General features: G+C 62.4%; 23 protein-coding genes. 3 read left to right on the top strand and 20 right to left on the bottom strand.

Annotated features, from left to right (window positions below):
- Positions 1–19: 19 nt before the first annotated feature.
- The 3 genes from BLW50_RS04470 to ada form a co-directional block, all read right to left on the bottom strand.
- Positions 20–532: a methylated-DNA--[protein]-cysteine S-methyltransferase gene (locus tag BLW50_RS04470; protein WP_090708687.1), complete on the bottom strand. Its 513-nt coding sequence runs from the start codon at positions 530–532 to the stop codon at positions 20–22.
- Between the two features lie 141 nt (positions 533–673).
- Positions 674–892 (bottom strand): hypothetical protein, encoded by a 219-nt coding sequence (locus BLW50_RS04465; protein ID WP_090698053.1) that lies wholly within the window; start codon positions 890–892, stop codon positions 674–676.
- Positions 889–1,995 (bottom strand): bifunctional DNA-binding transcriptional regulator/O6-methylguanine-DNA methyltransferase Ada, encoded by a 1,107-nt coding sequence (ada, locus tag BLW50_RS04460; protein WP_090698049.1) that lies wholly within the window; start codon positions 1,993–1,995, stop codon positions 889–891. The genes BLW50_RS04465 and ada overlap by 4 nt, the downstream gene beginning before the upstream one ends.
- Before the next feature lie 205 nt (positions 1,996–2,200).
- Here ada and BLW50_RS04455 point away from each other — a divergent pair, with 205 nt between their 5' ends.
- Positions 2,201–3,127: a cation diffusion facilitator family transporter gene (locus tag BLW50_RS04455; RefSeq protein ID WP_090698045.1), complete on the top strand. Its 927-nt coding sequence runs from the start codon at positions 2,201–2,203 to the stop codon at positions 3,125–3,127.
- 40 nt (positions 3,128–3,167) lie between these two features.
- Here the strand turns inward: BLW50_RS04455 and BLW50_RS04450 are convergent, their stop codons facing one another.
- From BLW50_RS04450 to rpoZ, 11 genes are all read right to left on the bottom strand, one after another.
- Positions 3,168–3,620 carry an ester cyclase gene (locus BLW50_RS04450; protein WP_090698042.1) on the bottom strand — a complete coding sequence of 151 codons (453 nt, stop codon included), beginning with the start codon at positions 3,618–3,620 and terminating at the stop codon, positions 3,168–3,170.
- Positions 3,621–4,095: 475 nt separating this feature from the next.
- Positions 4,096–4,848, bottom strand: a complete 753-nt coding sequence (gene recO / locus BLW50_RS04445; RefSeq protein ID WP_090698038.1) for a DNA repair protein RecO — start codon at positions 4,846–4,848, stop codon at positions 4,096–4,098.
- 28 nt (positions 4,849–4,876) lie between these two features.
- Positions 4,877–6,076: an MFS transporter gene (locus BLW50_RS04440; RefSeq protein ID WP_170849979.1), complete on the bottom strand. Its 1,200-nt coding sequence runs from the start codon at positions 6,074–6,076 to the stop codon at positions 4,877–4,879.
- A 2-nt stretch (positions 6,077–6,078) separates the two neighbouring features.
- Entirely contained in the window at positions 6,079–6,987 is a 909-nt protein-coding gene (gene era, locus BLW50_RS04435) for a GTPase Era (protein ID WP_244544135.1), read from the bottom strand.
- Positions 6,988–6,989: 2 nt separating this feature from the next.
- A complete protein-coding gene (gene rnc, locus BLW50_RS04430; protein ID WP_090698032.1) occupies positions 6,990–7,703 on the bottom strand; it encodes a ribonuclease III in 714 nt (237 codons plus the stop codon).
- A gap of 4 nt (positions 7,704–7,707) precedes the next feature.
- On the bottom strand, positions 7,708–8,484 hold the full coding sequence (gene lepB / locus BLW50_RS04425) for a signal peptidase I (RefSeq protein ID WP_090708682.1): 777 nt from the start codon (positions 8,482–8,484) through the stop codon (positions 7,708–7,710).
- A 288-nt stretch (positions 8,485–8,772) separates the two neighbouring features.
- The gene (gene acpS / locus BLW50_RS04420) at positions 8,773–9,171 is read right to left on the bottom strand and encodes a holo-ACP synthase (RefSeq protein ID WP_090698029.1); all 399 of its coding nucleotides are present in this window, start codon (positions 9,169–9,171) and stop codon (positions 8,773–8,775) included.
- The gene (locus BLW50_RS04415; protein WP_090698025.1) at positions 9,168–9,947 is read right to left on the bottom strand and encodes a pyridoxine 5'-phosphate synthase; all 780 of its coding nucleotides are present in this window, start codon (positions 9,945–9,947) and stop codon (positions 9,168–9,170) included. Before BLW50_RS04415 ends, acpS begins: the two co-directional genes overlap by 4 nt.
- 24 nt (positions 9,948–9,971) lie before the next feature.
- Entirely contained in the window at positions 9,972–11,786 is a 1,815-nt protein-coding gene (locus tag BLW50_RS04410) for an ABC transporter ATP-binding protein (RefSeq protein WP_090698022.1), read from the bottom strand.
- Positions 11,786–13,972 carry a RelA/SpoT family protein gene (locus BLW50_RS04405; protein WP_090698018.1) on the bottom strand — a complete coding sequence of 729 codons (2,187 nt, stop codon included), beginning with the start codon at positions 13,970–13,972 and terminating at the stop codon, positions 11,786–11,788. The genes BLW50_RS04410 and BLW50_RS04405 overlap by 1 nt, the downstream gene beginning before the upstream one ends.
- Positions 13,973–14,091: 119 nt before the next feature.
- Positions 14,092–14,481 (bottom strand): DNA-directed RNA polymerase subunit omega, encoded by a 390-nt coding sequence (rpoZ, locus tag BLW50_RS04400; protein ID WP_090698014.1) that lies wholly within the window; start codon positions 14,479–14,481, stop codon positions 14,092–14,094.
- Positions 14,482–14,916: 435 nt separating this feature from the next.
- Between rpoZ and BLW50_RS04395 the strand changes: the two genes are divergently transcribed.
- Positions 14,917–15,525: a LabA-like NYN domain-containing protein gene (locus BLW50_RS04395; protein WP_090698010.1), complete on the top strand. Its 609-nt coding sequence runs from the start codon at positions 14,917–14,919 to the stop codon at positions 15,523–15,525.
- An 11-nt stretch (positions 15,526–15,536) separates the two neighbouring features.
- Positions 15,537–16,208 carry a uracil-DNA glycosylase gene (locus tag BLW50_RS04390; protein ID WP_090698008.1) on the top strand — a complete coding sequence of 224 codons (672 nt, stop codon included), beginning with the start codon at positions 15,537–15,539 and terminating at the stop codon, positions 16,206–16,208.
- 28 nt (positions 16,209–16,236) lie between these two features.
- Here the strand turns inward: BLW50_RS04390 and BLW50_RS04385 are convergent, their stop codons facing one another.
- The 6 genes from BLW50_RS04385 to BLW50_RS04360 form a co-directional block, all read right to left on the bottom strand.
- A complete protein-coding gene (locus BLW50_RS04385) occupies positions 16,237–16,566 on the bottom strand; it encodes a low molecular weight protein tyrosine phosphatase family protein (protein WP_090698005.1) in 330 nt (109 codons plus the stop codon).
- Between the two features lie 229 nt (positions 16,567–16,795).
- The gene (locus BLW50_RS04380) at positions 16,796–18,229 is read right to left on the bottom strand and encodes a porin (RefSeq protein WP_090698001.1); all 1,434 of its coding nucleotides are present in this window, start codon (positions 18,227–18,229) and stop codon (positions 16,796–16,798) included.
- A gap of 405 nt (positions 18,230–18,634) precedes the next feature.
- Complete coding sequence (locus BLW50_RS04375) at positions 18,635–20,074, bottom strand: porin (RefSeq protein WP_090697998.1); 1,440 nt, start codon at positions 20,072–20,074, stop codon at positions 18,635–18,637.
- 725 nt (positions 20,075–20,799) lie between these two features.
- Positions 20,800–22,239 (bottom strand): porin, encoded by a 1,440-nt coding sequence (locus tag BLW50_RS04370; RefSeq protein ID WP_090697995.1) that lies wholly within the window; start codon positions 22,237–22,239, stop codon positions 20,800–20,802.
- A 461-nt stretch (positions 22,240–22,700) separates the two neighbouring features.
- Positions 22,701–22,970 carry a porin gene (locus BLW50_RS04365; RefSeq protein ID WP_090697991.1) on the bottom strand — a complete coding sequence of 90 codons (270 nt, stop codon included), beginning with the start codon at positions 22,968–22,970 and terminating at the stop codon, positions 22,701–22,703.
- A gap of 293 nt (positions 22,971–23,263) precedes the next feature.
- On the bottom strand, positions 23,264–24,712 hold the full coding sequence (locus BLW50_RS04360) for a porin (protein ID WP_170849978.1): 1,449 nt from the start codon (positions 24,710–24,712) through the stop codon (positions 23,264–23,266).
- Positions 24,713–24,807 lie beyond the last annotated feature (95 nt).

Raw genomic sequence — 24,807 nt, 5'->3', positions numbered from 1 at the left:
TCTTCAATCGAAAGACGGGTCACGCGGCCGCCTCCAGATCGAGCAGTCGCCGCTTGCGGTTGACGCCCCAGCGATAGCTGGCGAGCGTCCCGTCGCTGCGGATCACGCGATGGCAAGGAATGGCCAACGCCGTGACATTCGCCGCGCAGGCGCTGCCAACGGCCCGCACCGCCTGGGGCGCACCGATCCGCTGCGCCAGTTCGGTATAGGTGATCGTCGATCCAACAGGCACCTGGCGGATCGCCGCCCAAACGCGTTTTTGAAACGACGTGCCATGCATCGTCAACGCCAGATCGAGAGCTTCATTCGGGTTTTCGATATGGCGGCGAACCCTGGTAAGATCGGCGCGCAGCCGTGCTTCATCCTCGATGAGACCGGCACCGAACTGCGTTGCCAGTTCCGCACGAACCGCTTCGGCATCGTCCCCGATCAGGATCGCCCGGATAGCGCCGCTATCGCGCGCCACCAGAACCGTCCCCAGCGCGGTCTCAGCCGTCGCGTAAACGAGACGCTCGATTTCAACATGTTTCATCTTCGTCACTCCTGTGTTGCGACAAGGCTGACTCTAGAGGCGCGAACGTAGGGCCACACTCCGGTCCTTGCTTTCAAATCGACTTTTGCAAATCGACTTTTGCAAATTCATCTCGTCATTTCTGAGCACATGCCCCGCCCTTCAGCGAATGCGGGTGACATCGGCGTCGCCCAGAAGAAAGACCTCGCCGCTGTGAAAGCGAACCTCGAAATCGCCATTGTCGAGAGCGCGCCGCTTAGCGAACCCGCGCCGAACCAGCCGCTCGATCATCGACAGAACAAGCGCCTTGTCCGGATCGTCGCGCCTGATGACACGGAGCGTGGCAATGCTCCGCGCCTGCCGCGCGGGCCTGGTGATCATTGGCGCTGCGCCCGCTCAACGAAGGGATGCGCTTCGCGATCGAGCAAGGCTCGCTTCCGCTCGACACCCCAGGCATAGCCAGACAGCGCGCCATCGGTTCTGACGACACGATGACACGGGATCGCCACGGCCAACGGATTGGCCGCACAGGCGCCAGCGACGGCGCGCACCGCACTAGGCCTGCCGATCCGGCGGGCGAGTTCCGCATAAGACATCGTCTCGCCGACAGGAATATCCTGCAACGCCTGCCACACCCGCTGTTGAAACGCAGTGCCCCGCACGTCGAGCGGCAGATCGAGCCCCAGCCGCGGCGCTTCGACAAAGCCGACGACACGCGCCACCAGCGTCTCGTAATCGGCATCGCCGCCAATCAAGCTGGCATTCGGGAAACGATCCTGAAGATCGCGCACGAGTTGATCCGGGTCGTCGCCGAACAGGATGGCGGCGACGCCTTTGCGGGTCGAAGCGACGAGGATCGCCCCGAGCGAGGACTGGCCGACCGCGAAGCGAATGTCTTCATGCGCGCCGCCGGCACGATAGCGCGTCGGTGTCATGCCGAGCATGCCCACAGCTTGCTCGTAGAAGCGGCCGCTCGAATTGAAGCCGGCATCATAGATCGCCTCGGTCACGCCACTTCCCTGCGCCAGGGCCAGCCGCACCTTCTTGGCGCGCTGCGCGGCGGCATAGTCCTTCGGCGTCAGGCCGGTCGTCGCCTTGAACAGCCGGTGGAAATAGCCGGCGCTGCGCCCGAGCGCCCGCGCCAGATCGGCCAATGCCGGCTCCTCCTCGCTCGCCTCGATGATGCGGCAGGCCCGCGCGACGAGCGCCGCCTGATCATCCACGACCGAGGCGCCATCGGGATTGCAGCGTCGGCAAGGCCGGAAGCCCGTCGCCTTCGCATCGGCCAAAGTGGCGTGAATACGCACGTTTTTGGGGTTGGCGGCACGGGAGGGACAGGAGGGGCGACAATAGATACCAGTCGTATAGACTGAATACCAAAACTGACCGTCCGCATTACGGTCGCGCGCCAAAATCTGCGTCCAGCGCCCATCATCGCCGCCAAATGCTTGCGAAATCGTTTGTTTCTTCAAAAATATGGTCATCGGCCGGCTCTATGCGGATTGGCGCGGCACACCGCTGCCGCGCGGCCGCCTCCGAAATCAGGCTCCCATGTTGGCCGCCTCGGCGCTGAAAACCACCCGATTACGCTGAAAGCCCCACGTTCCGGATCTGGGCAACCCGGAGCATTCACGCCGTCATCACAGTTTGAACTATAAATGTGGGGTCGAATCCCGGAAGGACCGCACGATGAAGACCGAACAGAGCGTCCTTCGCTTCTCCATCGTCATGACCTTCTTCCTGGCCGGATTTGGCATCCTCTTCGGCCTGCTGTCGGGCTCGTATTCCATCGTCTTCGATGGCCTCTACGCCCTAACCGACGCCAGTATGACCGTTCTGTCGCTTCTGGTGACCAATCTCATCGCCGCCTCGACGGCCATCGGCACCAAGAAGAGCAAGCTCGTCGAAACCTTCACTATGGGCTTCTGGCATCTCGAGCCCATGGTGCTCGGCCTCAACGGCATCTTGCTGATCGGCGCCTCGATCTATGCCCTCATCAACGCCATCGGCAGCATCCTGTCGGGCGGGCGCGTGCTGAGCTTCAATATGGCGATCATCTATGCCGTGGTGACCGTCGTGCTCTCCGTCGGCATGGCCATCTATGGCAAGCGCGCGAACAAGACGATCCGTTCGGATTTTCTCGCCATGGATGCCAAGGCGTGGGTGATGTCGGCGGCCTTGACCGCCGCCCTGCTGGTCGCCTTCATCTTCGGCTATTTCATCCAGGGCACCCACTTGCAGTGGATGTCGCCTTATGTCGATCCGGCCATTCTTGCGGTCGTCTGCCTTGTGGTGATCCCCATTCCCCTCGGCACGGTGCGACAGGCGCTGGCCGATATCCTGCTGGTGACGCCGGCGGAACTCAAACAGCACGTCGACGAAATCGCCGAAAACATCGTCGCGCGCTACGGCTTCGCCTCCTATCGCGCCTATGTCGCCCGGGTCGGACGCGGCCGCCAGATCGAGCTCTATTTCATCGTGCCAACGGGCTGGCCGGCAAAGCGGTTGGAGGAATGGGACCGCCTCCGCGATGAAATCGGCGAGTCGATCGGCGGCGACACGTCGGATCGCTGGCTCACCATCGTCTTCACGACGGACGAGGAATGGGCGGAATAAATAGAACGGCCCGCATGTTGCGCATGCGGGCCGAAGGCTGTCAGGCCAGCTGCCGGATCAGGTCCAGCTGCGTCAGAGCCGTCACGCCGTCATCGAGACCGATCTCGGAAACGATCCTGCCGTTTTCGATCTTCAGCACCGTGGTCCCGGTGAAGTGCATCTTGCGCCCACTTGCCGCCGGCAGCGATCCGACGAGAAAGTCGCTGAAGGCCGCGCCCGTGTGAGTGCCGCCGCCTTCCCATTGGCCAACGACATAGTCGCCCTCTGCGATCAGATCGGCCGTTCCCCAGAATTTGAGATCGGGAAAAGCGGCGCGGAAGTCGGTCATGAAAGCCTTGATGTCGGCATGGCCACGGCGCGGTTCATGCAGCGAATAGCGCAGCAGCATGTCGGGCGCGGCAATTTCGTCGACGACGTCGAGGTTGCATTCTTCGCCCCAGAACTCGGTGAACCAACGGCCGACAACGGCCTTGTTATCATCAATCTTGGACATCTCGATCTCCTGTCAGCTCGCATCGGCGCGAGCGGAAGCAGACCTAGGTCGAGACAACGCCCATCAAACTCCGAATATTGCCCTGGTATCGAACCGGACCGATGAATCTTCGATTCGACAGCAAGAACCGGTGTGCTGAAGAAATCCAACCACTCCTAACCTGCGGTTCATTCAGCCCGCAGGAGAAGCCACATGTCCCGCGAAGAACAAGTTTTAGTCCGTGGACGACCGGCACACGCCCCGATCGATCTCAAACGCGCGCCCCATGCGGTAGAGACTGCTCTCGGCATCTGGAAAGCAGTTGTCCCAGTCGCCGGACGGGACAGGCCACGCACCCATCCGATGTCCTGCCCTTCTCGGCTCGCCACACTGATTTGGCTCACGACACCCGATGCGGAAGAATTCGTCCGATTGATGCGCGCCCTGCCCGTGCAAGATCGCAACTGGGATCTGCAACCATGATGCAGCCGTGTGCTCAATGACCGGTGCCGGAGAGATCGCCCGACGTCAGTCCCGCGGCAGCGAGATAACTGCGGCGCACCAGCTTATCGCTCCCGCCGCGCGGCTGCAGCACATCGCGGTCGAGAAAATACCCCGTCAGGCGAAAGCCATCGGCAATCTCCGCTTTGCTGGGCGCATATTGCCAGGACATGGAATGCAGGAAAGCCGGCAGCGGCAGCAGTCGATCCTTATAGGGCTCGCCAGCGCTGGCGCTGACGGCACGCCCCGTCTTCGGCGACACGTAGATCAAAGCGTCATTCGTTCCCGTCGCCGCGCATTGCGACAGGTCGAGACGGAAGCCCAGTTCCGACAGCACTTCCAGCTCGAAGCGCACCATCAGCGCCGGACCAAACTGCTGATCACCCAGGCGATCGGCCATGGCGCTCGCCATCTCGTAAAGCGTTTCGTGCGGATCGCGTTCGGGCAGCAGCCGCAGCAGTTCGCCGATCAGATTGATACCGGCGAGCGCCAGCGGCGTCGCCATTATCTCGGCCGCGCGCGCCTTCCCCACCTCGAGCGTGAACAGGCCAAGATGCTCTTCCAACCGCGCCCGCCACGTCACCTCGACGCTATTGCCCTGTTGCAGGGTCGGCTGCATGCGCCGCGAGCGGCCGCCTTTGACAATGCCCATGTGGCGGCCATGGGCGCGCGTCATCAATTCGACGATGAGGCTGGTCTCGCCGTGCTTGCGCAATCCGATGATGATGCCTTCATCGCGCCATTCCACGCGCAACCTCAATCATAGCGTTTTGAGCCTATGGCGCGCGACGCGCCAGAAACAAGCCTGCGGTCAGCGTGCCCAGCATCAACACGCCCGAGAACATCGCCACGCCCGGCCAGCCGGCCGTGCTCCAGAACAGGCCGCCCGCCGAGCCGGCGATGCCACCGCCGATATAATAGAATAGCAGATAGAGCGAAGAAGCCTGCGCCTTGTCCTGGTCAGCCAGCGCTGGCGCATAGCCACTGCAAATCGCATGGGCGCCGAAAAACCCAAATGTCATGGCGGCCAGACCGAAGACGATGGCGATGAGATTGTCGGGCGTCATCACCACCAGCCCGCAGATCATGATCAGGATCGAGGCGACCAGCACACGACCCCGCCCAAAGCGCGACGCCAAATTGCCCATGGTCGCCGATCCCAGACTGCCGATCGGATAGCAGGCGAAGACCAGACCGGCGAGACTCTGGCTGAAATTGAATGGCGGCGCCTGCAAGCGGAAGCCGATGTAATTGTAGAGCACCATGAAGCCGCCGAGCAGTAGAAAGCCCTCGCACACCAGAAGGACAATGCCAGGATTGCGGAAATGGCGAAACAGCGAGGCGGCGAGCCCGCCAAAATGCAGCCCACGCGGCACGAAATGCTGCGACGGCGTCAAGGCCTTCCAGAAGATGACGGCCGAGACGAGCCCGGTCGCGGCGATAAAAGCCATGGCGATGCGCCAGGAACCGTAGTCGGCCAACACCGCGACAAAGAGCCGGCCCGACATGCCACCAAGCGCGCCGCCGCCGATATAGAGGCCGACGGCCGGCGCCACCGCCTGCGGCTCCATCTCCTCACCGAGATAGGCGAGCGCCACCGCCGGCATGCCGCTGAGCGCGACGCCGGCCAGCGCCCGCAGCCACAAGATCTGGCTCCATTCCGTCGCCACCGACAGCAGCAGGGTCAACACAGAGGCCGAGACGAGCGCGCCCAACATCAGCGGTTTGCGACCCCAAGCTTCGGCGAAGGAGCTGGCGAAGATCATCGCCACGGCCAGCGTGATGGTCGTCAGCGACAGGGCGAGAGAACTCTGCGCCGGCGAGACATGAAACTCGTCGACGAACAAAGGCAGGATCGGCTGGGTGCAATAGAGCAGCGCGAAGATCGAGAAGCCGCAGGAAAAGATCGCCAGCGACGTGCGCCGATATTGCGGCGTCCCCTTGGCGATCCGCCCTGTCCCAGCCGCTTGCGTCACCTTTATTCCTTGGGGAAGTCGAGACCCATTTCGCGATAGCGATCGGGATCGTCGAGCCAGCGCTCGCGCACTTTCACGAACAGGAACAGATGCACTTTCTGCTCGGCCGCTTCGGCGATATCCTTGCGCGCCGCGCTGCCGACCGATTTCAGCGTGCGTCCGCCCTCACCGATGACGATCTTCTTATGCGCGTCGCGCGTCACATAGATCGTCTGCTCGATGCGCGCCGAACCATCCGGCAGGTCCTTCCACTGTTCGGTCTCGACAGTGAGGTTGTAGGGCAGTTCGTCGTGCAGGCGCTCGAACAGTTTCTCGCGGGTGATCTCGGCGGCGAAGACGCGCATCGGCGCCTCGGTGATCTGGTCTTCGGGAAACAACCATGGGCCCGGCTGCATCTTGGCCGCCAACTTCTCCAGCATGGTCGGCACGCCATAGCCCTTGAGCGCCGACACCATGAAGGTGTCGTCGAAGGGGCACAATTCGTTGATCGATTGGGCCAGGCCAAGCAGCGTGGTGTTCTCCACCGTGTCGATCTTGTTGAGCACCAGCGCCTTCGGCAGCCGCACGTCCTTCAGCTTCGTCAGGATCTCGCGCGCTTCATCGTTGAGCCCGCGGTGCGCGTCGATCAGCAGACATACCGCATCCGCGTCGACCGCTCCGCCCCAGGCGCTCGTCACCATGGCGCGGTCGAGCCGGCGCTTGGGCTGGAAGATACCCGGCGTGTCGACAAAGATGATCTGCGTCTTCTCGTGCACGGCGATGGCGCGCACCTGCGCCCGCGTCGTCTGCACCTTGCGCGAAACGATCGAGACTTTCGCGCCAACCAACGTGTTGAGCAGCGTCGATTTGCCGGCGTTCGGGGCCCCAATCAGGGCAACGAACCCGCAGCGCGTTTGAGTGTCAGTGGTCAACTTTATACCTTGTCCTTGCGGTCGCGAACTTTTTCGCGAGTCATGAAAGCGCGCGCCGCGGCCTGCTCGGCCACTCGTTTCGACGCGCCCTCCGCCTCCGCCGGCGGATAGCCTGTCACTTCGACAGCAATTGTAAAGTGCGGCGCGTGATCGGGACCCGACCGGCCGGTCTCGCGATAATGCGGCGGCTCCTTGCCGCGCGCCTGCGCCCACTCCTGCAGAACGGTCTTGGGATCCCGCAGCGGGTTTTTCGGCGCCATCATCCGCTGCGACCAGCTGCGGCGCACCAGGCCGCGCGCCGCCTCATAGCCGGCATCCAGGAACACCGCGCCGATGATCGATTCACAGACGTCTGAGAGGATAGCCTTCTTCTGCGAACCGCCGGTCTTCACCTCGCCGCCGCCCAGCCGCAACCAGTCGCTGGCGCCCCATTGGGTCGCCACGTCGGCGCAAGCCTCGCGGCGCACCAGGTCGGTGAGACGTTGCGACATCTCCCCTTCGGTCGCCTTCGGAAAGGTCTCGAACAGCATTTCGGCGATGACCAGCCCCAGCACCCGATCGCCGAGGAACTCAAGCCGCTGATAGGAGTGAGCCCGCTTCGCCGTGGTGACCGCGCTGACATGGGTCAGCGCCGCCTCCAACAGGTCGCGGTTGCTGAACTGATGTCCGATACGCTCTTCTAACGGTCCGAATTCGGGCCGGGCTTTTCGCGCCATCGCTCTACCGCACAGGCGTGAAGATGCGATCCCAGCGGACAGTCCAGGGCCAGCGCCACACTTGCCAGGCCGGCTCGCCTTCATCGATCGAGAAGAAGATCAACTCAGCGCGGCCGACGAAATTTTCGAACGGCACATAGCCAACACCGCCATCATTGCTGGGAACGCGCGAATCCGTCGAATTGTCGCGGTTATCGCCCATCATGAAGTAATTGCCCGGCGGCACGGTGTAGACATTGGTGTTGTCGTAGAAACCGGTGTCGCCGTCCCGCTCGATAACCGTGTAGCTGACGCCGTTGGGCAGGGTTTCCTTATAGGTCGGCACTTCGGCGTCGCGCCCAAACGCATCGCGGGTGCGAATCTTGCTGATTGGCGCGCGTGGCACCAGCTGGCTGTTGATATAGAGCTTGCCCTCGATCATCTGCACCCGGTCGCCCGGCAGGCCGATGACGCGCTTGATGTAGTCCGTCGAACCATCGCGCGGCAGTTTGAACACAGCGACGTCGCCACGCTTGGGCTCGGAGGCGAGCACGCGGCCGGAGAACAGGTCCGGGCTGAACGGCATCGAATGTTTGGAATAACCGTAGGAATATTTCGAGACGAACAGATAGTCGCCGATCAGCAATGTCGGGATCATCGAGCCCGAGGGGATGTTGAACGGCTGAAACAGCAGCGTTCGCACCACGATGGCTATGAGAAGGGCTTCGATGACGACCTTGATGGTCTCGCCTATGCCGCCTTCGGCCTTTTTCGCCACCCGCTCCACCTTCCGGTCCGACATGCCGTCATCCGTCTGTTCGCGCCGCCAATGCGGGGCAGTTGCACCGAGCATAACAGGACGGCCAACCCTTCCGTCCGTATAGTCCTGGAACACGGACCCGCCAAGGCTAATCCTTGGCAGCGTCACCTGTATTTCCCGCAAACCTATGGCGATTTGATCCCGAAATCAGGCTCTTGTAGGGCGCAACGGAAGGGAGTGGATGACCGCGCCCACCCCAGCCAGCCCCCGCCCCTGGCCGCTTCCAGCCGGCCCAGGAGCCCACCTGCCCCTTGAACCGGCAGGTGATTCTCAGGGACGGAAGGCCTCGATCACCACGAAAGCTTGAGCATAAGGATAATCGTCGGTGATGGTGACGTGGATCAGCGCCGTCTGTCCGATCGGCGTCAATTCTTCCAGCCGCAGCGCGGCCTTGCCAGCCAGCGCCATGGTCGGCCGGCCGCCGGGCATGTTGACCACGCCCATGTCGCGCCAGGCTACCCCCATGCGGATGCCCGTGCCCAGGGCCTTGGCGCAGGCCTCCTTGGCCGCGAAACGTTTGGCATAGGAGGCGGCGCGGGCGGCACGGCGGTCGGAGCGCGCCTGCTCGATGTCGGTGAAACAGCGCCGGGTGAAGCGGTCGCCAAACCGTTCCAGTGTTTCCTCGATCCGCCGGATGTCGACCAGGTCTGAGCCGATCCCGATGATCATGTCTGGCCCCCATTTTGGGGCTCGCCTGGCGCTAGACGCGCCCGGCCTTCCTGCATCGCCTTGCGCATCTGCGCGATGGCGGCCGGAAGACCGATGAAGATCGCCTCGCCGATGAGGAAATGGCCGATATTGAGCTCGACGATCTCGGGCAGCGCCGCAATCGTGCGCGCGGTGTCGAAATCGAGCCCGTGACCCGCGTGGCATTCGATGCCGAGCTCCTTGGTCAGGGCCGCTGCCGTGCGAAGGCGCTCGAACTCCATAGCGGCGCGCTGCGTCTCGCCATGGGCCAACGCATCGCACCAGGCGCCCGTGTGCAGTTCGACCACCGGGGCGCCGATCGAATGCGAGGCTTCAAGCGCATCGCGCGATGGCTCGATGAACAGCGACACCCGGATGCCGGCACGCTTCAACTCCGTCGTGACGATCTTCAGATGATCGTGGCCGCCGACCACATCGAGACCGCCTTCGGTCGTCCGTTCGCTGCGCTTCTCCGGCACCAGGCAAGAGGCGTGCGGCCGTGTACTAAGCGCAATGGCGACCATGTCGTCGGTCGCCGCCATTTCGAAATTGAGCGGCTTGGAGATTTCGCGCTTCAGCCGCGCCATATCCTCGTCGCGGATGTGGCGCCGATCCTCACGCAAATGCGCCGTGATGCCATCGGCGCCAGCGGCGATGGCAATCAGCGCGGCGCGCACCGGATCGGGCAGCGTCCCGCCCCGGGCGTTACGCACCGTCGCCACGTGATCGATGTTCACCCCCAGGCGTAACTGCCCCATCACACAATTCCTCGTCTGCTAGCTCTATTCCGCGGCCGCCGCGATCTCGCCCGAGCGCATCTGCGTCTCAAGCAATTGCCGATAGATGCCGTCGTGTCGCCCCATCAATTCCGTATGGGTGCCATCTTCCACGATTTTACCGTCGTCGAAAACCAGAATGCGGTCCATGCTCTGAATGGTCGACAGCCGGTGGGCAATGACCAATGTGGTGCGGCCCTTCGACAGCTTTTCGATAGCGTCGCGGATATAAAGCTCGGACACCGAATCCAGGCTCGATGTCGCCTCGTCGAGAATGAGCACGGGCGTCGCCGCCAGAATGGCGCGGGCGATGGCGACCCGCTGGCGTTCGCCGCCGGACAGTTTGATGCCGCGCTCGCCAACCAGGGTTTCATAGCCCTTCGGCAGACCGCCGACGAAACGGTCCACATGGGCAAGCTTGGCCGCCTGTTCAATTTCGTTCTGACTCGCCTGCGGCTGGCCATAGGCGATGTTCATCGCCAGCGAGCGGTGGAACAACATCGGCTCTTGCGGCACCAGACCGATACCGCGCCGCAGCGAGTCCTGCGTCACCTCGGCAACGTCCTGGCCATCGATGCGGATATGGCCACTCTGCAGATCGTAGAGCCGCTGCACCAGCTTGACGAAGGTCGACTTGCCCGCGCCCGAATGGCCGACAAGGCCGACCCGTTGCCCCGGCTCGATGACCACCGACAGGTCGCGAAACAGCGCCCGCCCCGCCCCTGCATAAGCAAAGGTGACATGATCGAACTCGACCTTGCCGCGCGTGATGGCGAGCGGCTTGGCGCCAGGCCGGTCGGCGATTTGCACGTCCGTCTCGCGAAACTCCAGCACGTCATCCATATCGTTGACGTTGCGTTGGATGGTGCGCACATGCTGGCCGATGTCGCGCAGATAGCCGTTGAGAAGGATCTGCGTAGTGATCAGCGTCGTGATGTCGCCTGGCGTCGCCTGGCCATCGATCCACAATTTCAGGCCGGTGCTGAGCATGGCGATCTGCAAGAACACCAGCAGAACCGACTGCACCATGCCGCTGAGGACGCCACGGTCCCACGAGCGGATCGCCCGCCATTCCCAATTGCCGGCGACATCGGCGAAGAGCTTGTCTTCACGCTCCTCGGCGGCGAAGGTCTTCACCGCCGGATTGGACGTGATCGAATCCGCCAGAGTGCCGCTCATGCGCGAATCCCATTCGCGCGCCGCGACATTGGCCGGCTGCACATAGATGACCGAAATCGAGATGACCACCGTCAGAAAGATGACGATGGACGCAGCAACGATGAGACCGAGGATCGGCCAGCGCCAGGCGAAGATGGCGCTGACGCCGAGCATGACGATGAGCGCCGGCAGCAGGCCGAAGATGATCGTGTCGGTGAATGTGTCATAGGCGCTCATGCCACGCGTGATCTTGCGCACGGTCGAGCCGGCGAAAGAATTGGCGTGCCATTCCGACGAAAAGCGCTGCACCTTGGCGAAGGCATCGCGGCCAATTGCGGTAATCGAGCGCGCGCTGAGGCGATTGAGCAGGAAGCCGACAATCTGGCGCGACAACGCGAACAGCGCGCCAAGGCCAATGAAAATCGCCAGCGCCCGCACGACGGGCGCTGGATTGTCGCGCGATCCAGAGGCGATGGCATCGATCAGATGGCCAGACGCCAGCGGAATGCTGACGTCAATCAGCGTCGAGCCAATACGCGCCGCGAGGATGCCAGCCAGAAGGCCTGGCCAACGCAGCCAGTAATGGGTCACGAAAAAGAGAACACGCCGATAGGTTGCGCGCGAGGGCGCTGGCGCCGCCGCTTCTTCTTCGGCGGCGCTCATCAGCCATTCACCCGCTCAACGCGCGAGACGACGTTCTGCGCCTTCAACTGCGCGATCAGTGCGTTGAGATGTTTCAAATCGTGCACTTCAATATCCAGCATCAAATCGCGGACATCGTCGGAATGCTTGGCGATATCAACGGAGTCGATATTGGCGCCAGTTTCGCCAATGACTGTGGCGACATTACCGAGCGCGCCCGGTTCGTTGATGACAGAAATAAGGAGGCGCACGGGAAACAGACTGCCCGACGCGCTCTCCACGTCCCAGCGCACGTCGAGCCAACGTTCCGGCTGGTCGTCGAACTGCGTCAGTGCCGGCGACTGGATCGGATAGATGACGACCCCCTCGCCTGGCGTCAGGATGCCGACGATGCGATCGCCGGGGACCGCGCCGCCGTTGGGCGCGAAGCTCACCGGCAGATCGCCGCGCAGGCCACGGATCGGAATGCCCGTCCCCTGGTCGGCGGCCAAGGTGCCCGGCGCTGTCCCATTCGCTGTCTTCTTGCCTTTGGCTGACTTGGCGGTGCGCGCCACCGGACGGTCGAGGGCGACATCGGGATAGATCGCCTTCACCACATCGCCCGAATACATTTCGCCACGACCCACCGCCGCCAGCACATCTTCAACGCTCTGGCGCGCCAGCCGCGGCAGCGCCGTCTTGAGCCGATCGTCGGAATAGGTCTTGCCGCTGCGCTCGAAAGCGCGCGTGACGATCTGGCGGCCGAGGCCTGAATACTGCTCACGCACCGCATCGCGCGTGGCGCGACGAATGGCGGCGCGCGCCTTGCCGGTGACGACGAGGGATTCCCAAGCCGGCGGCGGCGTCTGGCCTTCCGCCGTCACGATCTGCACTTCGTCGCCGTTCTGCAGTTCCGACAGCAGTGGCGCGATATGGCCGTTGATGCGCGCGCCGACCGCGTGATTGCCGACGTCGGTATGCACCGCATAAGCGAAGTCGATCGGCGTCGCGCCACGCGGCAGCGCGATCAGCCGGCCCTTCGGCGAGAAACAGAACACCTGGTCGTGGAACAATTCGAGCTTGGTGTGCTCGAGAAAGTCTTCCGGCGTATCGCCCTGGTTGAGCGCGTCGATGGTGCGCCGCAGCCACGCATAAGCACGGCTTTCACTCGACAGCCGCTCGGTATCGACCGTATGGCCGTCCTTATAGAGCGCATGGGCGGCAATGCCGTTATCCGCGACTTCGTTCATCTCGCGCGTGCGCACCTGCAGCTCGACGCGCTGGCTGCCGGGACCGACCACGGTGGTGTGGATGGAACGATAGTCGTTCTGCTTCGGGGTCGAGATATAGTCCTTGAACCGACCCGGCACGTTCGGCCAACGCGTGTGGACGACACCGACCACGCGATAGCAATCCTCGATCGTCGGCGCGATGACGCGGAAGCCAAAAATATCCGACAGCTGCTCGAAGCCGATCGACTTGCGTTCCATCTTGCGCCAGATCGAATAGGGCGTCTTCTCGCGTCCCTTCACGTCCGTGGTGATGCCACGATCGCTCAACGCGTCGGACAATTCCTTTTCAATGCGCTTGATCAGCTCACCGTTGGAACGCCGCAACACGTCCAACCGCTCGTCGATCATGACGGCTGCGTCCGGCATCAACGTGCGAAACGACAGGTTCTCCAGTTCGTCACGCATCGCCTGCATACCCATGCGGCCGGCGAGCGGCGCATAGATGTCGAGCGTCTCCTGGGCGATGCGCCGACGCTTCTCGGGCGGCACATATTGCAGGGTGCGCATATTGTGCAGGCGGTCGGCGAGCTTCACCAACAGCACGCGGATGTCGTCGGCGACCGCCAACAGCATGCGGCGGAAATTTTCCGCCTGCTCGGCCTGTTTGGAAACCAGATCGAGCCGCTTCAGCTTGGTCAGGCCTTCGACAAGCCGGCCAATCTCCTCGCCGAAGAGTTGATCGATCTCTTCGCGCGTCGAGGCCGTGTCTTCGATCGTGTCGTGCAAGACCGCGGCGACGATGGTGGCATCGTCCAGGCGCAGGCCGGTGAGGATGGCGGCAACTTCGAGCGGATGCGAAAAATAGGGGTCGCCCGACGCGCGCTTCTGCGCTCCATGCGCCTTCATCGCATAGACGTAAGCTCTGTTAAGCAGATCCTCGTCGGCCTGCGGATTGTACTTCCGCACCCGGTCGACGAGCTCGTATTGCCTCATCATTTGTGTCGTGCCAACGCTCAGGCGCGCTCACGGGCGCGCCTGGATCACATATCGGGGCATTTGCCGACACTGGCAAGCCAAACACTGCCTTGGCGGCGCGTAAGCCGATGAAAAAACGCTTATTCAGCGTCTTCTTCGGTTTCGGCCGGGGGCACCAGGCCTTCGAGGCCCCGCAGCAGGTCTTCTTCGGTCATGCGATCGAACTGAACGTCGCCGGACCCATCGCTCTGCTCGCCAGCCGGCGCCAGCGCCGGCACGACCTCGGCCTCCGGCTCGTCGACTTCGACGTGCTTCTGCAGCGAGTGAATCAGATCTTCCCTGAGATCCTCGGGCTGCAAGGTGCCGTCGGCGATCTCGCGCAGCGCCACGACCGGGTTTTTGTCACGGTCGCGATCAATGGTGATCGGCTGGCCGGACGCAATCATACGAGCGCGATGGCTGGCGACGAGCACCAGATCAAAGCGGTTTTCTACCTTGTCGATACAATCTTCGACGGTGACGCGGGCCATGGAGCCTCCAAACGGGCAAAAGAATGCCAAAAAATGCTGAGATTCTTGTCCGGGTACACGGTGGGCGCTGCGAAAGCAACCCTGAAGAGATCCCTACTATCCGGAAAAGTCTGCGCAAATTTGACCAAAGTCACCAATTTTCACTTGCAGTAATCATGGCGACAACTATCTTGCCCATCGGAGTCGGTTGTAAATTTACCCGCGCTGCCAATAACATACGAATTTACGGCGTGCCGGCAAATAGGTATGGGAAGAGCGGCTGCGGCGTAGACTTTCCAAAGACGACACAAAATATTGCCGCGAATGTCGCGTATGTAGCCAGTGAGGCCGCATATTTTATGTTGGCTGGGAATATTTCCAGACGCAATTCGTCTGTTTAAGTTTTTTATCTGACGGCGACTGTTTTCTTATTCCGGGAAATGCGGGCATCCTACAATGGCAAACGACGAACGGATTGCACTATTTATTGATGGCGCCAATCTTTATGCGACCGCGAAAACGCTCGGCTTCGACATCGATTACAAAAAGTTGCTGAAAGAATTCCAGACGCGAGGCCGCCTGATCCGGGCCTTCTACTATACGGCGCTGGTCGAAGATCAAGAATACTCCTCGATTCGCCCGCTGATCGATTGGCTCGACTACAACGGCTTTTCGGTGGTCACCAAGCCGACGAAGGAATTCGTCGATTCCCTCGGCCGCCGCAAGGTCAAGGGCAATATGGACATCGAGCTCGCAGTCGACGCCATGGAAATGGCCGGCTTCATCGATCACATGATCCTGTTTTCTGGCGATGGCGATTTCCGCTCGCTGGTCGAAGCCGTACAGCGCCGCGGTGTGCGCGTCTCGGTGGTCTCCACTGTCACCACCCACCCGCCCATGGTGGCGGACGAACTGCGCCGCCAGGCCGACGAATTCGTCGATCTCATCTCGCTCATCCAGAAGGTCGGCCGCGAGCAGACCGAGCGCCCGCAGCGCCCCGTTGGTGAGCGGCGGCCGATGCCCGTTGGCCCTGCCAGCCATCCTCTGGACGACCCCGACAGCTGATCGCCTCGCCGATGGCCAAAGCTGCGAAAGCGACAGCCCTCAGCGCCGGGCCCGGGCGGGATTGTCCGCTCTGCCCCCGACTGATGGAGTTTCGCCTTGAAGCGCGGGCGAAAGAACCGCTGTGGCACAATGCGCCGGTGCCGAGCTTTGGCCCCGCCGACGCGCGCTTGCTGATCATTGGCCTGGCGCCCGGGCTGCGCGGCGCCAACCGCACGGGCCGACCGTTCACCGGCGACTATGCTGGCGATCTGCTCTACGCCACTTTGCTCGACTACGGCTTCGCCAAAGGCATCTACGAGCAAAGCCCCGACGACAGCCTGAAACTGATCGATTGCCGGATCACCAATGCGGTGCGCTGCGTGCCGCCGCAGAACAAGCCGACCCCGGCCGAGATCAACACCTGCCGGCCCTTTCTCAACGCCACCCTCGCCGACAATCCGCGTCTCGAAGCCATCGTCGCCCTCGGGCGGATCGCCCATGAGAGCCTGCTGCGGACCGTGGGCGCCAAGCTCGCGTCACATCCCTTCGGCCATGGCGCGCAACATGCGCTGCAACTGGCGAACGGCCGCAGCGTGCGCCTCTACGACAGCTATCATTGCTCCCGCTACAACACGAACACCGGTGTGCTGACGCCAAAGATGTTCCAACAGGTCTTCGCCGCCGTCCGCGCTGCCCTGCCCTGACAGGCACGACTTCCCGCGCCTGTCTCCTTTAGGAGGCAGCAGGCAAAAACCGGGGCACCTTCGTCTTCAGGATCTCGATCAGCCGCGGATCCATGTAGTCGTACTCGTCGGGTATATCCAAGCAGATGAGACGAGCCCGTAAGTCGGATTTAAAACGACGCTGGAGCTTGCCCCGATGGGCCTTCTCCATGACAAAGATGATGTCGGCCCAGCGCACCAGTTCGGCGTCCAAAGGGGTCTCAGCATCATTGTTCGTACCGGCTGAAGCGACCTCGATATTTGGGTAGGTGGCAAACACCTGCTCGGCGGTCGGACTTCGTAATCGGTTTTGGCTGCAAACGAACAGCACGTTCTTCATGCACGACCCACTGTGTTCCAAAACAAGCTTGGCTCAATGGGCAGCATATATGAAAAAGCCCCGGCCAACGCCGGGGCTCAAGGTCCGCCCGATTCCCCATAATCCCGAATCTGTTGCTCAGAGGGAGCGGATTGAAACGGAGGCCAATTTCAATCTCACCGGATGCCCGGGTGTCACGAGGCGCGGTCGTCCCGGCCGGGAGATTGCGTCTCCCGGCCGAAACCTTTGATTAGAACGTGCGCTCGACGCGAACACGACCCGTCCAGTTGCTCGGGCTGACCGAAGCCAGCGTGCCGAGACCGGCCGGAGCCGAGAGCGGCAGGCTCTGGTTCATGCGGGCGTAGGACAGTTCGACACCGATGTCGAAGTTACGCACCGGCGACCAGATGATGTCGCCCATGACGTTCCACGCGGTGGCGTTCGACAGACCGCCATTGGCCCAAGCGGTGTTGCGTGTCGTCGAACCCGGGGTGATGCGCGCATACGAAGCCAACAGGTTCGAACGCAGCGACGGGGTCCAGTAGTGGGTCAGGATACCAGCCACCGAGAAGGCGCGGGTCTGTTCCGAACCACCGATGGTGCAGGCCGCGTTCACGCAGAACAGCGTGACGTTACGGTCGGCACGCAGGAAGCCGCCGAGGAAGTTACCCGTGGTCGAGGTGGCGCCGGCGTTGATGCCGTTGCCGACGACGTAATCGAGTGCGCCGACGCCGTAGCCAGCCCACACCTGGACGCTGTCGCCAGCGGCGATCATCGGCAGGTTGATCTTCACGCCACCGCTGACAGCCCAGCCGGTGTTACGCACGAGCGGACCGGCATTGCCGACAACCGCAAGATTGGCGTTGCCGAAAGTCGCGGTATTCTCGAGCACGACACCCGACAGCATCGCGGAACCCCACGATTGGTCGACGCGCAGGTTGGCAACGAGCGCCGGCAGGCGCTGCGCGATCGGACCAGCCGTCGCCGCCGTGGCGGTGAACGGATTGGCGGCGAGCGTGTTGGCAGCCATCGACATCGGCAAGTCGCCACGGTTTTCAAGCGCGATCGTCGCCGAGAAACCGCCACCGAAGGTCGCCGTGTAAGCGAGCTGACGGATGCCGCTCGGGAACGACGAGTTGAACAGCGAGTGGTAGTTCCACGACGGCAGGAAGGTGAAGTTCGACGACGCCTGACCGATGGTGAAACCAGCGAAACGGATATAGGCCGCTTCGAGAGTGGTGGAGTTGGCATTGCCGCCAGCAAAGCTGCCGGTGGTGTAGTTGCCGTTCGACAGGCCGCTGCCGGCATGGAGACGCAGGCTCATGACCGTCTGCACGGTGCCCCAAGCGGACTGGGTGCGGGCATCCATCTGCACGATGCCGCGAGCGTACCAGCCGTTCTGATCGACGCCGTTCGAGCTGATGAACGTGCCGGCGGTGCCGGTCGAGCGATGCGCAACGGCGTTCTTCGCCGGGGTGTACCACATGTCAACGCGGACGCGGCCGCCGACCTTCAAGCAGGTGTCGGTGCCGGGAATCCAATAGAAGCCTGCGCCATAAGCGTCGCAAACCCGCACGTATTCGACAGGAGCCGCCTTGCGCGAGGGCAGATCCGCTGCCTGCGCACCGGCCACGGCGAGCAGGGCCGCCGCTGAACCGAGCAATAGGCTCTTGGTGAATGTCATTACAAAACCTCCAGAGTGGAACTAAGCGCAGGAGGCTCCGGCTCCGCGGACTTCTCTCCTGCACCAGGCGCGGGTAAGCGGCCCACACAACGGTTTTGTGAAAGTTTTGTAGCAGAGCGGATTTGTTCGCATTCCGCGCAAACTTCGCCGGGGGGTGTGGTCAGATAGCCACACAAATGCCACCGAAATGCCGCGCGGCGGCGACCGGCACGGACCACAAGGCGCGAAAAAGCCCCGGCGCCTGACGCCGGGGCTTAAGGTTTAGCCCACTTCCCCATGTCCCGGATCTGTTGCTCAGAGGGAGCGGACTGAAATGGAGGTCGATTTCAATCTCACCGATGCCCAGGTATCAGAGGCGCGGCCATTCGGCCGGGATATTGCGGATCCCGGCCGAAACTCGATCGATTAGAACGAACGCTCGACGCGAACGCGACCCGTCCAGTTGCTCGGGTTGACGTTGGCGAGCGTGCCTAGGCCAACCGGAACCGACAGCGGCAGCGACTGCTGCAGGCGGGCGTAGGAGAGTTCGACACCGATGTCGAAGTTGCGCACCGGCGACCAGACGAGCTGGCCAGCGGCCTGCCACAGATTGGCCTTCGACAGACCACCATTGGCCCACGAAGTGTTCTGGGTGACGCTGCCCGGCGTGATCTGCGTATACGCCACCACGAAGACCGACCGCAGTGACGGTGTCCAGTAGTGCGTGAACATGCCGGTCACGTTGAACGCTTTGGTCTGCTCTGAGCCACCAACCGTACAAGCCGCGTTCACGCAATACAGTGTCAGATTGCGATCGACGCGCAGATAGCCACCAAGCCAGCTGCCCGTGTTGAGGAAGTTGGCGTTGGCGCCGATGCCGGTGATGTAGTCGAGCGTGCCAACACCATAGGCAACCGTCGCCATGATGTGGTCGCCTTGGGCGAGCATCGGCAGATTGATGCGGACGTTACCGCTCACGCCCCAGCCGGTGCGATTAAGCGACGGTCCTGCATTGCCGACCACCGCGAGCGCCGGATTGCCGAAGGTCGCGTTGTTCTGCATCACGACGCCCGACACCATGACGGTGCCCCACGACTGGTCGACACGAACGTTACCGACGAGAGCCGGCAGCCGCTGCGCGTTCGGGCCAGCCGTCGCCGCCGTCGGCGAGAACGGATTGGCGCCGAGTGTGTTGGCCGTGGTGGACAGATTCAGCTCACCGCGGTTTTCCAGGGCGATAGTCGCCGAGAAGCCGCCACCGAAGGTCGCTGTATAAGCGAGCTGGCGGATGCCGTTCGGGAAGCCGCCGTACATGGGCGAGTGATAGATATAGCCCGGCAGGAAGACGAAGTTCGAAGCCGCTTGACCAACCGTGAAGCCGGCGAAGCGGATGTAGGCCGCTTCAATCGTCGCTGAGTTGGCATTGCCGGCCGAGAACACGCCGCCCGAATAGCCCGGAGGGCTGTTGGCGAGGCCGGACGCTGCCGCCAGACGCAGAGCGAAGACGGTCTGCACGGTGCCCCAGGCGGACTGGGTGCGCGCGTCCATGTTGACGACGCCGCGTGCGTACCAGCCGTTCTGATCAACCCCGTTCGAGCTGATGAACGTGCCGGCGCCACCACCGGTCGAGCGGCTGGAGACCGCATTCTTCGCCGGGGTGTACCACATATCAACACGGATACGGCCGCCGACCTTCAAGCAGGTGTCGGTGCCCGGAATCCAATAGAAGCCTGCGCCGTAGGCGTCGCAGACCCTCACATATTCGACAGGGGCGGATTTGCGCGATGGCAAATCTGCGGCCTGTGCGCCGGCCGCAGCGAGCAGAGCCGCCGACGTTCCGAACAGAAGGCTCTTGGTGAGCGTCATTCGTTTCTCTCCGTACAAAATTCTAAAATACTGATTTCAAAGCCACTACAGGAAGCGGTCGGAACCTTTAAGATCGGCGGGCCCGCTTCCCAGGACCTGAACTCACTTTAGACCCCCGCGATTCCGATCGGCCCCATTATAGCCGAATCGTGTCATCCGACGAGCATTCGCATGTATTTAGCCGCATTACGGACGCTGATTATTCAAAAATGTGACTTTATAGACACATTCAGCCTAGTGTATACTTATATATACTAAAAATTACTTTTAAAATAAAAAATATACATACGAATACTATCCCCTAGCCTCGCTCGATTGACGCACTCGTATTTCTACGGCGACAAATTGAAGCCGATAGTCTGCAGTGACCTAGTAAAAAGGCGGCAAAAGGCGGTCCGTGGCGGCCACGGGATAATACATCGCGCCAATGGCGGAGCCGGGTGTCGCGGCAGCGAAGAAGAAGCCGGAGACTAGCAGACACAGAAAGTTGAACAGCCGCTGGCGTCTAGCGGCGGCGGCGACAAAGCATGGCGGTAGTCGACATAAAAAAAGCCCCGGCGTTAGACGCCGAGGCTCTAGGCCCTCAATCCCCACTGTCCCGGAACTGCTGCTCAGAGGGAGCGGATTGAAACGGAGGTTTTCAATCGAACCGCCCAGGTTGCGAGGGTGCGGTCGTTCCGGCCGGGATATTGCGCCTCCCGGCCGGAACCTTAGCTTAGATTAGATTAGAACGTGCGCTCGACGCGCATACGACCCGACCAGTTGTTCGGGTTGACGTTGGCGAGAACGCCAAGGCCAGCCGGAACCGACAACGGCAGGTTCTGGTTCAGGCGGGCGTAGGACAGTTCGACACCGATGTCGAAGTTACGCACCGGCGACCAGATCAGGCTGCCCATGACGCCCCACACGTTGGCCTTGGACAGACCACCCTGCGACCAGGCGGTGTTCTTGGTGACGCTGCCCGGATCGATCTGCGTGTAAGTGCCGATCAAGTTCGAACGCAGCGACGGGCTCCAGTAATGGGTGAAGATACCCGTCACGTTGAACGCCCGGGTCTGCTCCGAACCACCAATCGTGCAGGCCGCATTGACGCAGAACAGCGTCATGTTGCGATCCATACGCAGGAAGCCGCCGAGATAGTTGGCGGAGATCGACGTATTGGAGTTCACGCCAGCCGACGAGACATAGTCGAGCGCGCCGACACCGTAGGCAGCCCACACCTGGACGCTGTCGCCAGCGGCGAGCATCGGCAGGTTGACCTTAACGCCACCGCTGACCGCCCAGCCCGTACGACGGACCTGCGGACCAGCGTTGCCGACAACCGCAAGCGCTGCATTGCCGAAGGTCGCGGTGTTCTCGAGCACGGCGCCCGAGATCATGGCCGAACCCCAGCCCTGATCGATACGCAGGTTGGCGACGAGCGCCGGCAGACGCTGTGCAACCGGACCGGTCACGGCGCCGGTGGCGCTGAACGGGTTGGCGCCGAGCGTGTTGGCGGTCATCGAGTTGGTCAGCTCACCCCGGTTTTCGAGGGCGATGGTCGCCGAGAAGCCGCCACCGAAGGTCGCCGTATAGGCGAGCTGGCGGATGCCGTTCGGGAAGCCCGAGGCCCAGGTCGAACCGTAGTGAAAGGCCGGCAGGAACGTGAAGTTCGAGGCCGCCTGACCAACGGTGAAGCCGGCGAAGCGGATATAGGCCGCTTCGATCGCCGTCGAGTTGGCGTTACCAGCCGCGAACACGCCGCCGGAATAGCCCGGACCCGTGTTGCCGAGGCCGGAAGCCGCTGCCAGACGCAGCGCGAACACGGTCTGCACGGTGCCCCAAGCGGACTGGGTGCGGGCGTCCATGTTGACGATGCCGCGGGCATACCAGCCGGTCTGATCAACAGCGTTCGAGCTGATGAACGTGCCGGTGCCACCACCTGTCGAGCGGCTGGAGACCGCATTCTTCGACGGGGTAAACCACATATCAACACGGACGCGACCGCCGACCTTCAAGCAGGTGTCGGTGCCAGGGATCCAGTAAAAGCCCGCGCCATAAGCATCGCAAACGCGAACATATTCGACAGGAGCCGCCTTGCGCGACGGGAGATCCGCCGCTTGGGCGCCGGCCACGGCGAGCAAAGCCGCCGAAGAACCGAGCAATAGGCTCTTGGTAAACGTCATTTATTCAGCCTCCATTTATGCGAAGCGCCGGCCTCTGATTCCGACGCTATCAGCCAAGCTCTAGCTTATAGCCTTGGCTTTGTGCAACGCCGGTGACATGGGCTGGGCAATGTGACCAAAAAGGGGCAACTTCGCCACACGAGCCATTCCGGGCAGCGGAACATGTCGTTTCCCGCAATGTGTTGTGAGAAGGTCACAATTTGGCGTTCAGCCCTGCCCTGCTTGAGCTTTTGCGCAAGGCGACGGACGCTCAGGTGGGCTTGGAGGAACCCTTTTTCTGGCGTCGATGACAAAAACGCAGCCGTCATAAAACAGCCATGTCCCAGTCAGGATGTTACGGCGATTCAGTGGATTCGCGGCCGATTTGCCTGTGGATGACCTGGGCCGTCCCGGCTGAAGGCTTGGCCGTTTGACCGCTGCGTCAAACGCTAAAATCCGTATTTCCGTCGAACCCGGCGTGACTAGCGGCCCGTGGTCGTCCCCTGCGTCACAGCGTTTTGGCCGGGCGTATACCAGGTTTCAACCCGGACGCGACCGCCCACCTTGATGCAGGTATCGCTGCCCTGAAGGCGCACGAAGCCCGGCCCATAGGCATCGCAATTTCCCGCCTTTTCAGCAGCCGTGGCCTTGCGTGGCGATTGCGGACGTAGGGGTTCCGGACTTGCCGCCTGTGCGCTCAGTGCAAGCAGCAAGGATGCCGAAACGATAGAAAAACTTCCGGCGAACCGCATGCTTCAGGCCCTCTCGAAACCAGATCGATTTCAACCAGAGGAATGCGACGGGAACAAGCCTGCTCCCGAGCAGCTGCTCCCAAATACCGGCTCAAAGTACACTTGCCCCATGAAAAAGCCCCGGCGTTAGACGCCGGGGCCGAAGTCCGCCCGATTCCCGTAATCCTGGATTTGTTGCTCAGAGGGAGCGGATTGAAACGGAGGCCAATTTCAATCGTGCCGATTGTCCGGGTTTTACAGGGTGCGGCCGTTCCGGCCGGGGTATTGCGCCCCCCGGCCGAAACCTGGCTTGATTAGAACGTGCGCTCGACGCGAACACGACCCGTCCAGTTGTTCGGGCTGACCGAAGCCAGGGTACCGAGACCAACCGGGAACGAGAGCGGCAGGCTCTGGTTCAGGCGGGCGTAGGTCAGCTCGACACCGATGTCGAAGTTACGCACCGGCGACCAGATCAGGCTGCCCATGACACCGAACACGGAGGCGTTCGACAGACCACCGTTGGCCCATGCCGTGTTGCGAGTGACCGAACCCGGGGTCACGCGCGCATAAGAACCGATCAGGTTCGAACGCAGCGACGGGGTCCAGTAGTGGGTGAAGATCGCCGCAGCCGACCAAGCCTTGGTCTGCTCCGAACCACCAACCGTACAGGCCGCGTTCACGCAGAACAGGGTCATGTTGCGGTCAGCACGCAGGAAGCCGCCCAGGAAGTTGCCCGAAACCGGCGGGTTCGTGTTGATGCCGGAGTTGGTCACGTAGTCGAGCGCGCCGACGCCGTAAGACACCCAAGCCTGGACGCTGTCGCCTTGGGCGATCATCGGCAGGTTGATGCGGACACCACCGCTCACAGCCCAACCGGTGCTGCGGGCCACCGGGCCAGCATTGCCGACAACCGCGAGAGCCGCGTTGCCGAACGTGCCGCTGTTCTGCAGAACCGCGGCGGACAACATCGCGGAACCCCACGACTGGTCGACGCGGAGGTTACCAACGAGGGCCGGCAGACGCTGCGCGTTCGGGCCAGCGGTCGCCGCCGTAGCGGTGAACGGGTTGCCGGCAAGCGTGTTGACGGAAGCCGAGTTGGTCAGTTCAGCACGGTTTTCCAAGGCGATGGTCGCCGAGAAACCGCCACCGAAGGTCGCCGTATAAGCGAGCTGACGGATGCCGTTCGGGAAGCCCGAGGTGAACATCGTGTGGTACTGGAACGGCGGCAGGAACGTGAAGTTCGAGGCAGCCTGACCGACGGTGAAGCCGGCGAAGCGGATGTAGGCCGCTTCAATCGTCGCGTTCGAAGCGATACCAGCCGCGAACACGCCACCGGTGTAGCCCGGGGGGGTATTGGCCAGGCCGGAGGTCGCTGCCAGACGCAGGGTGAACACGGTCTGCACGGTGCCCCAAGCGGACTGGGTGCGAGCGTCCATGCTGACGATGCCGCGCGCGTACCAGCCGTTCTGGTCAACAGCGTTCGAGCTGACGAACGTGCCGGCGGGAACAGCGGCGGACGCCGTCGAGCGGTGCGCAACGGCGTTCTTCGCCGGGGTGTACCACATGTCGACACGAACGCGGCCGCCAACCTTCAAGCAGGTGTCGGTGCCGGGAATGAAGTAGAAGCCCGCGCCATAGGTGTCGCAAACTCGGACATATTCAACAGGGGCGGCTTTGCGCGATGGCAAATCGGCCGCCTGGGCAGCGGCTACGGACAGGAGACCTGCCGCGCTGCTCGCCAGTACCATCTTAAGGTGTTTCACTAGTGCTCTCCTCTGACACGCCCCCGCCTGTGTCGGCCTCGGCATATTCAAGTCACGCCCCGCCCGATCCGTGAGGGATCGAGTCGCAGCCAGGG

This window comes from Beijerinckia sp. 28-YEA-48 (genome assembly GCF_900104955.1).
Lineage (GTDB): Bacteria > Pseudomonadota > Alphaproteobacteria > Rhizobiales > Beijerinckiaceae > Terripilifer.
The sequence above is the reverse complement of the archived record's forward strand: the minus strand, read 5'-3'. Positions and strand labels throughout refer to the sequence as shown.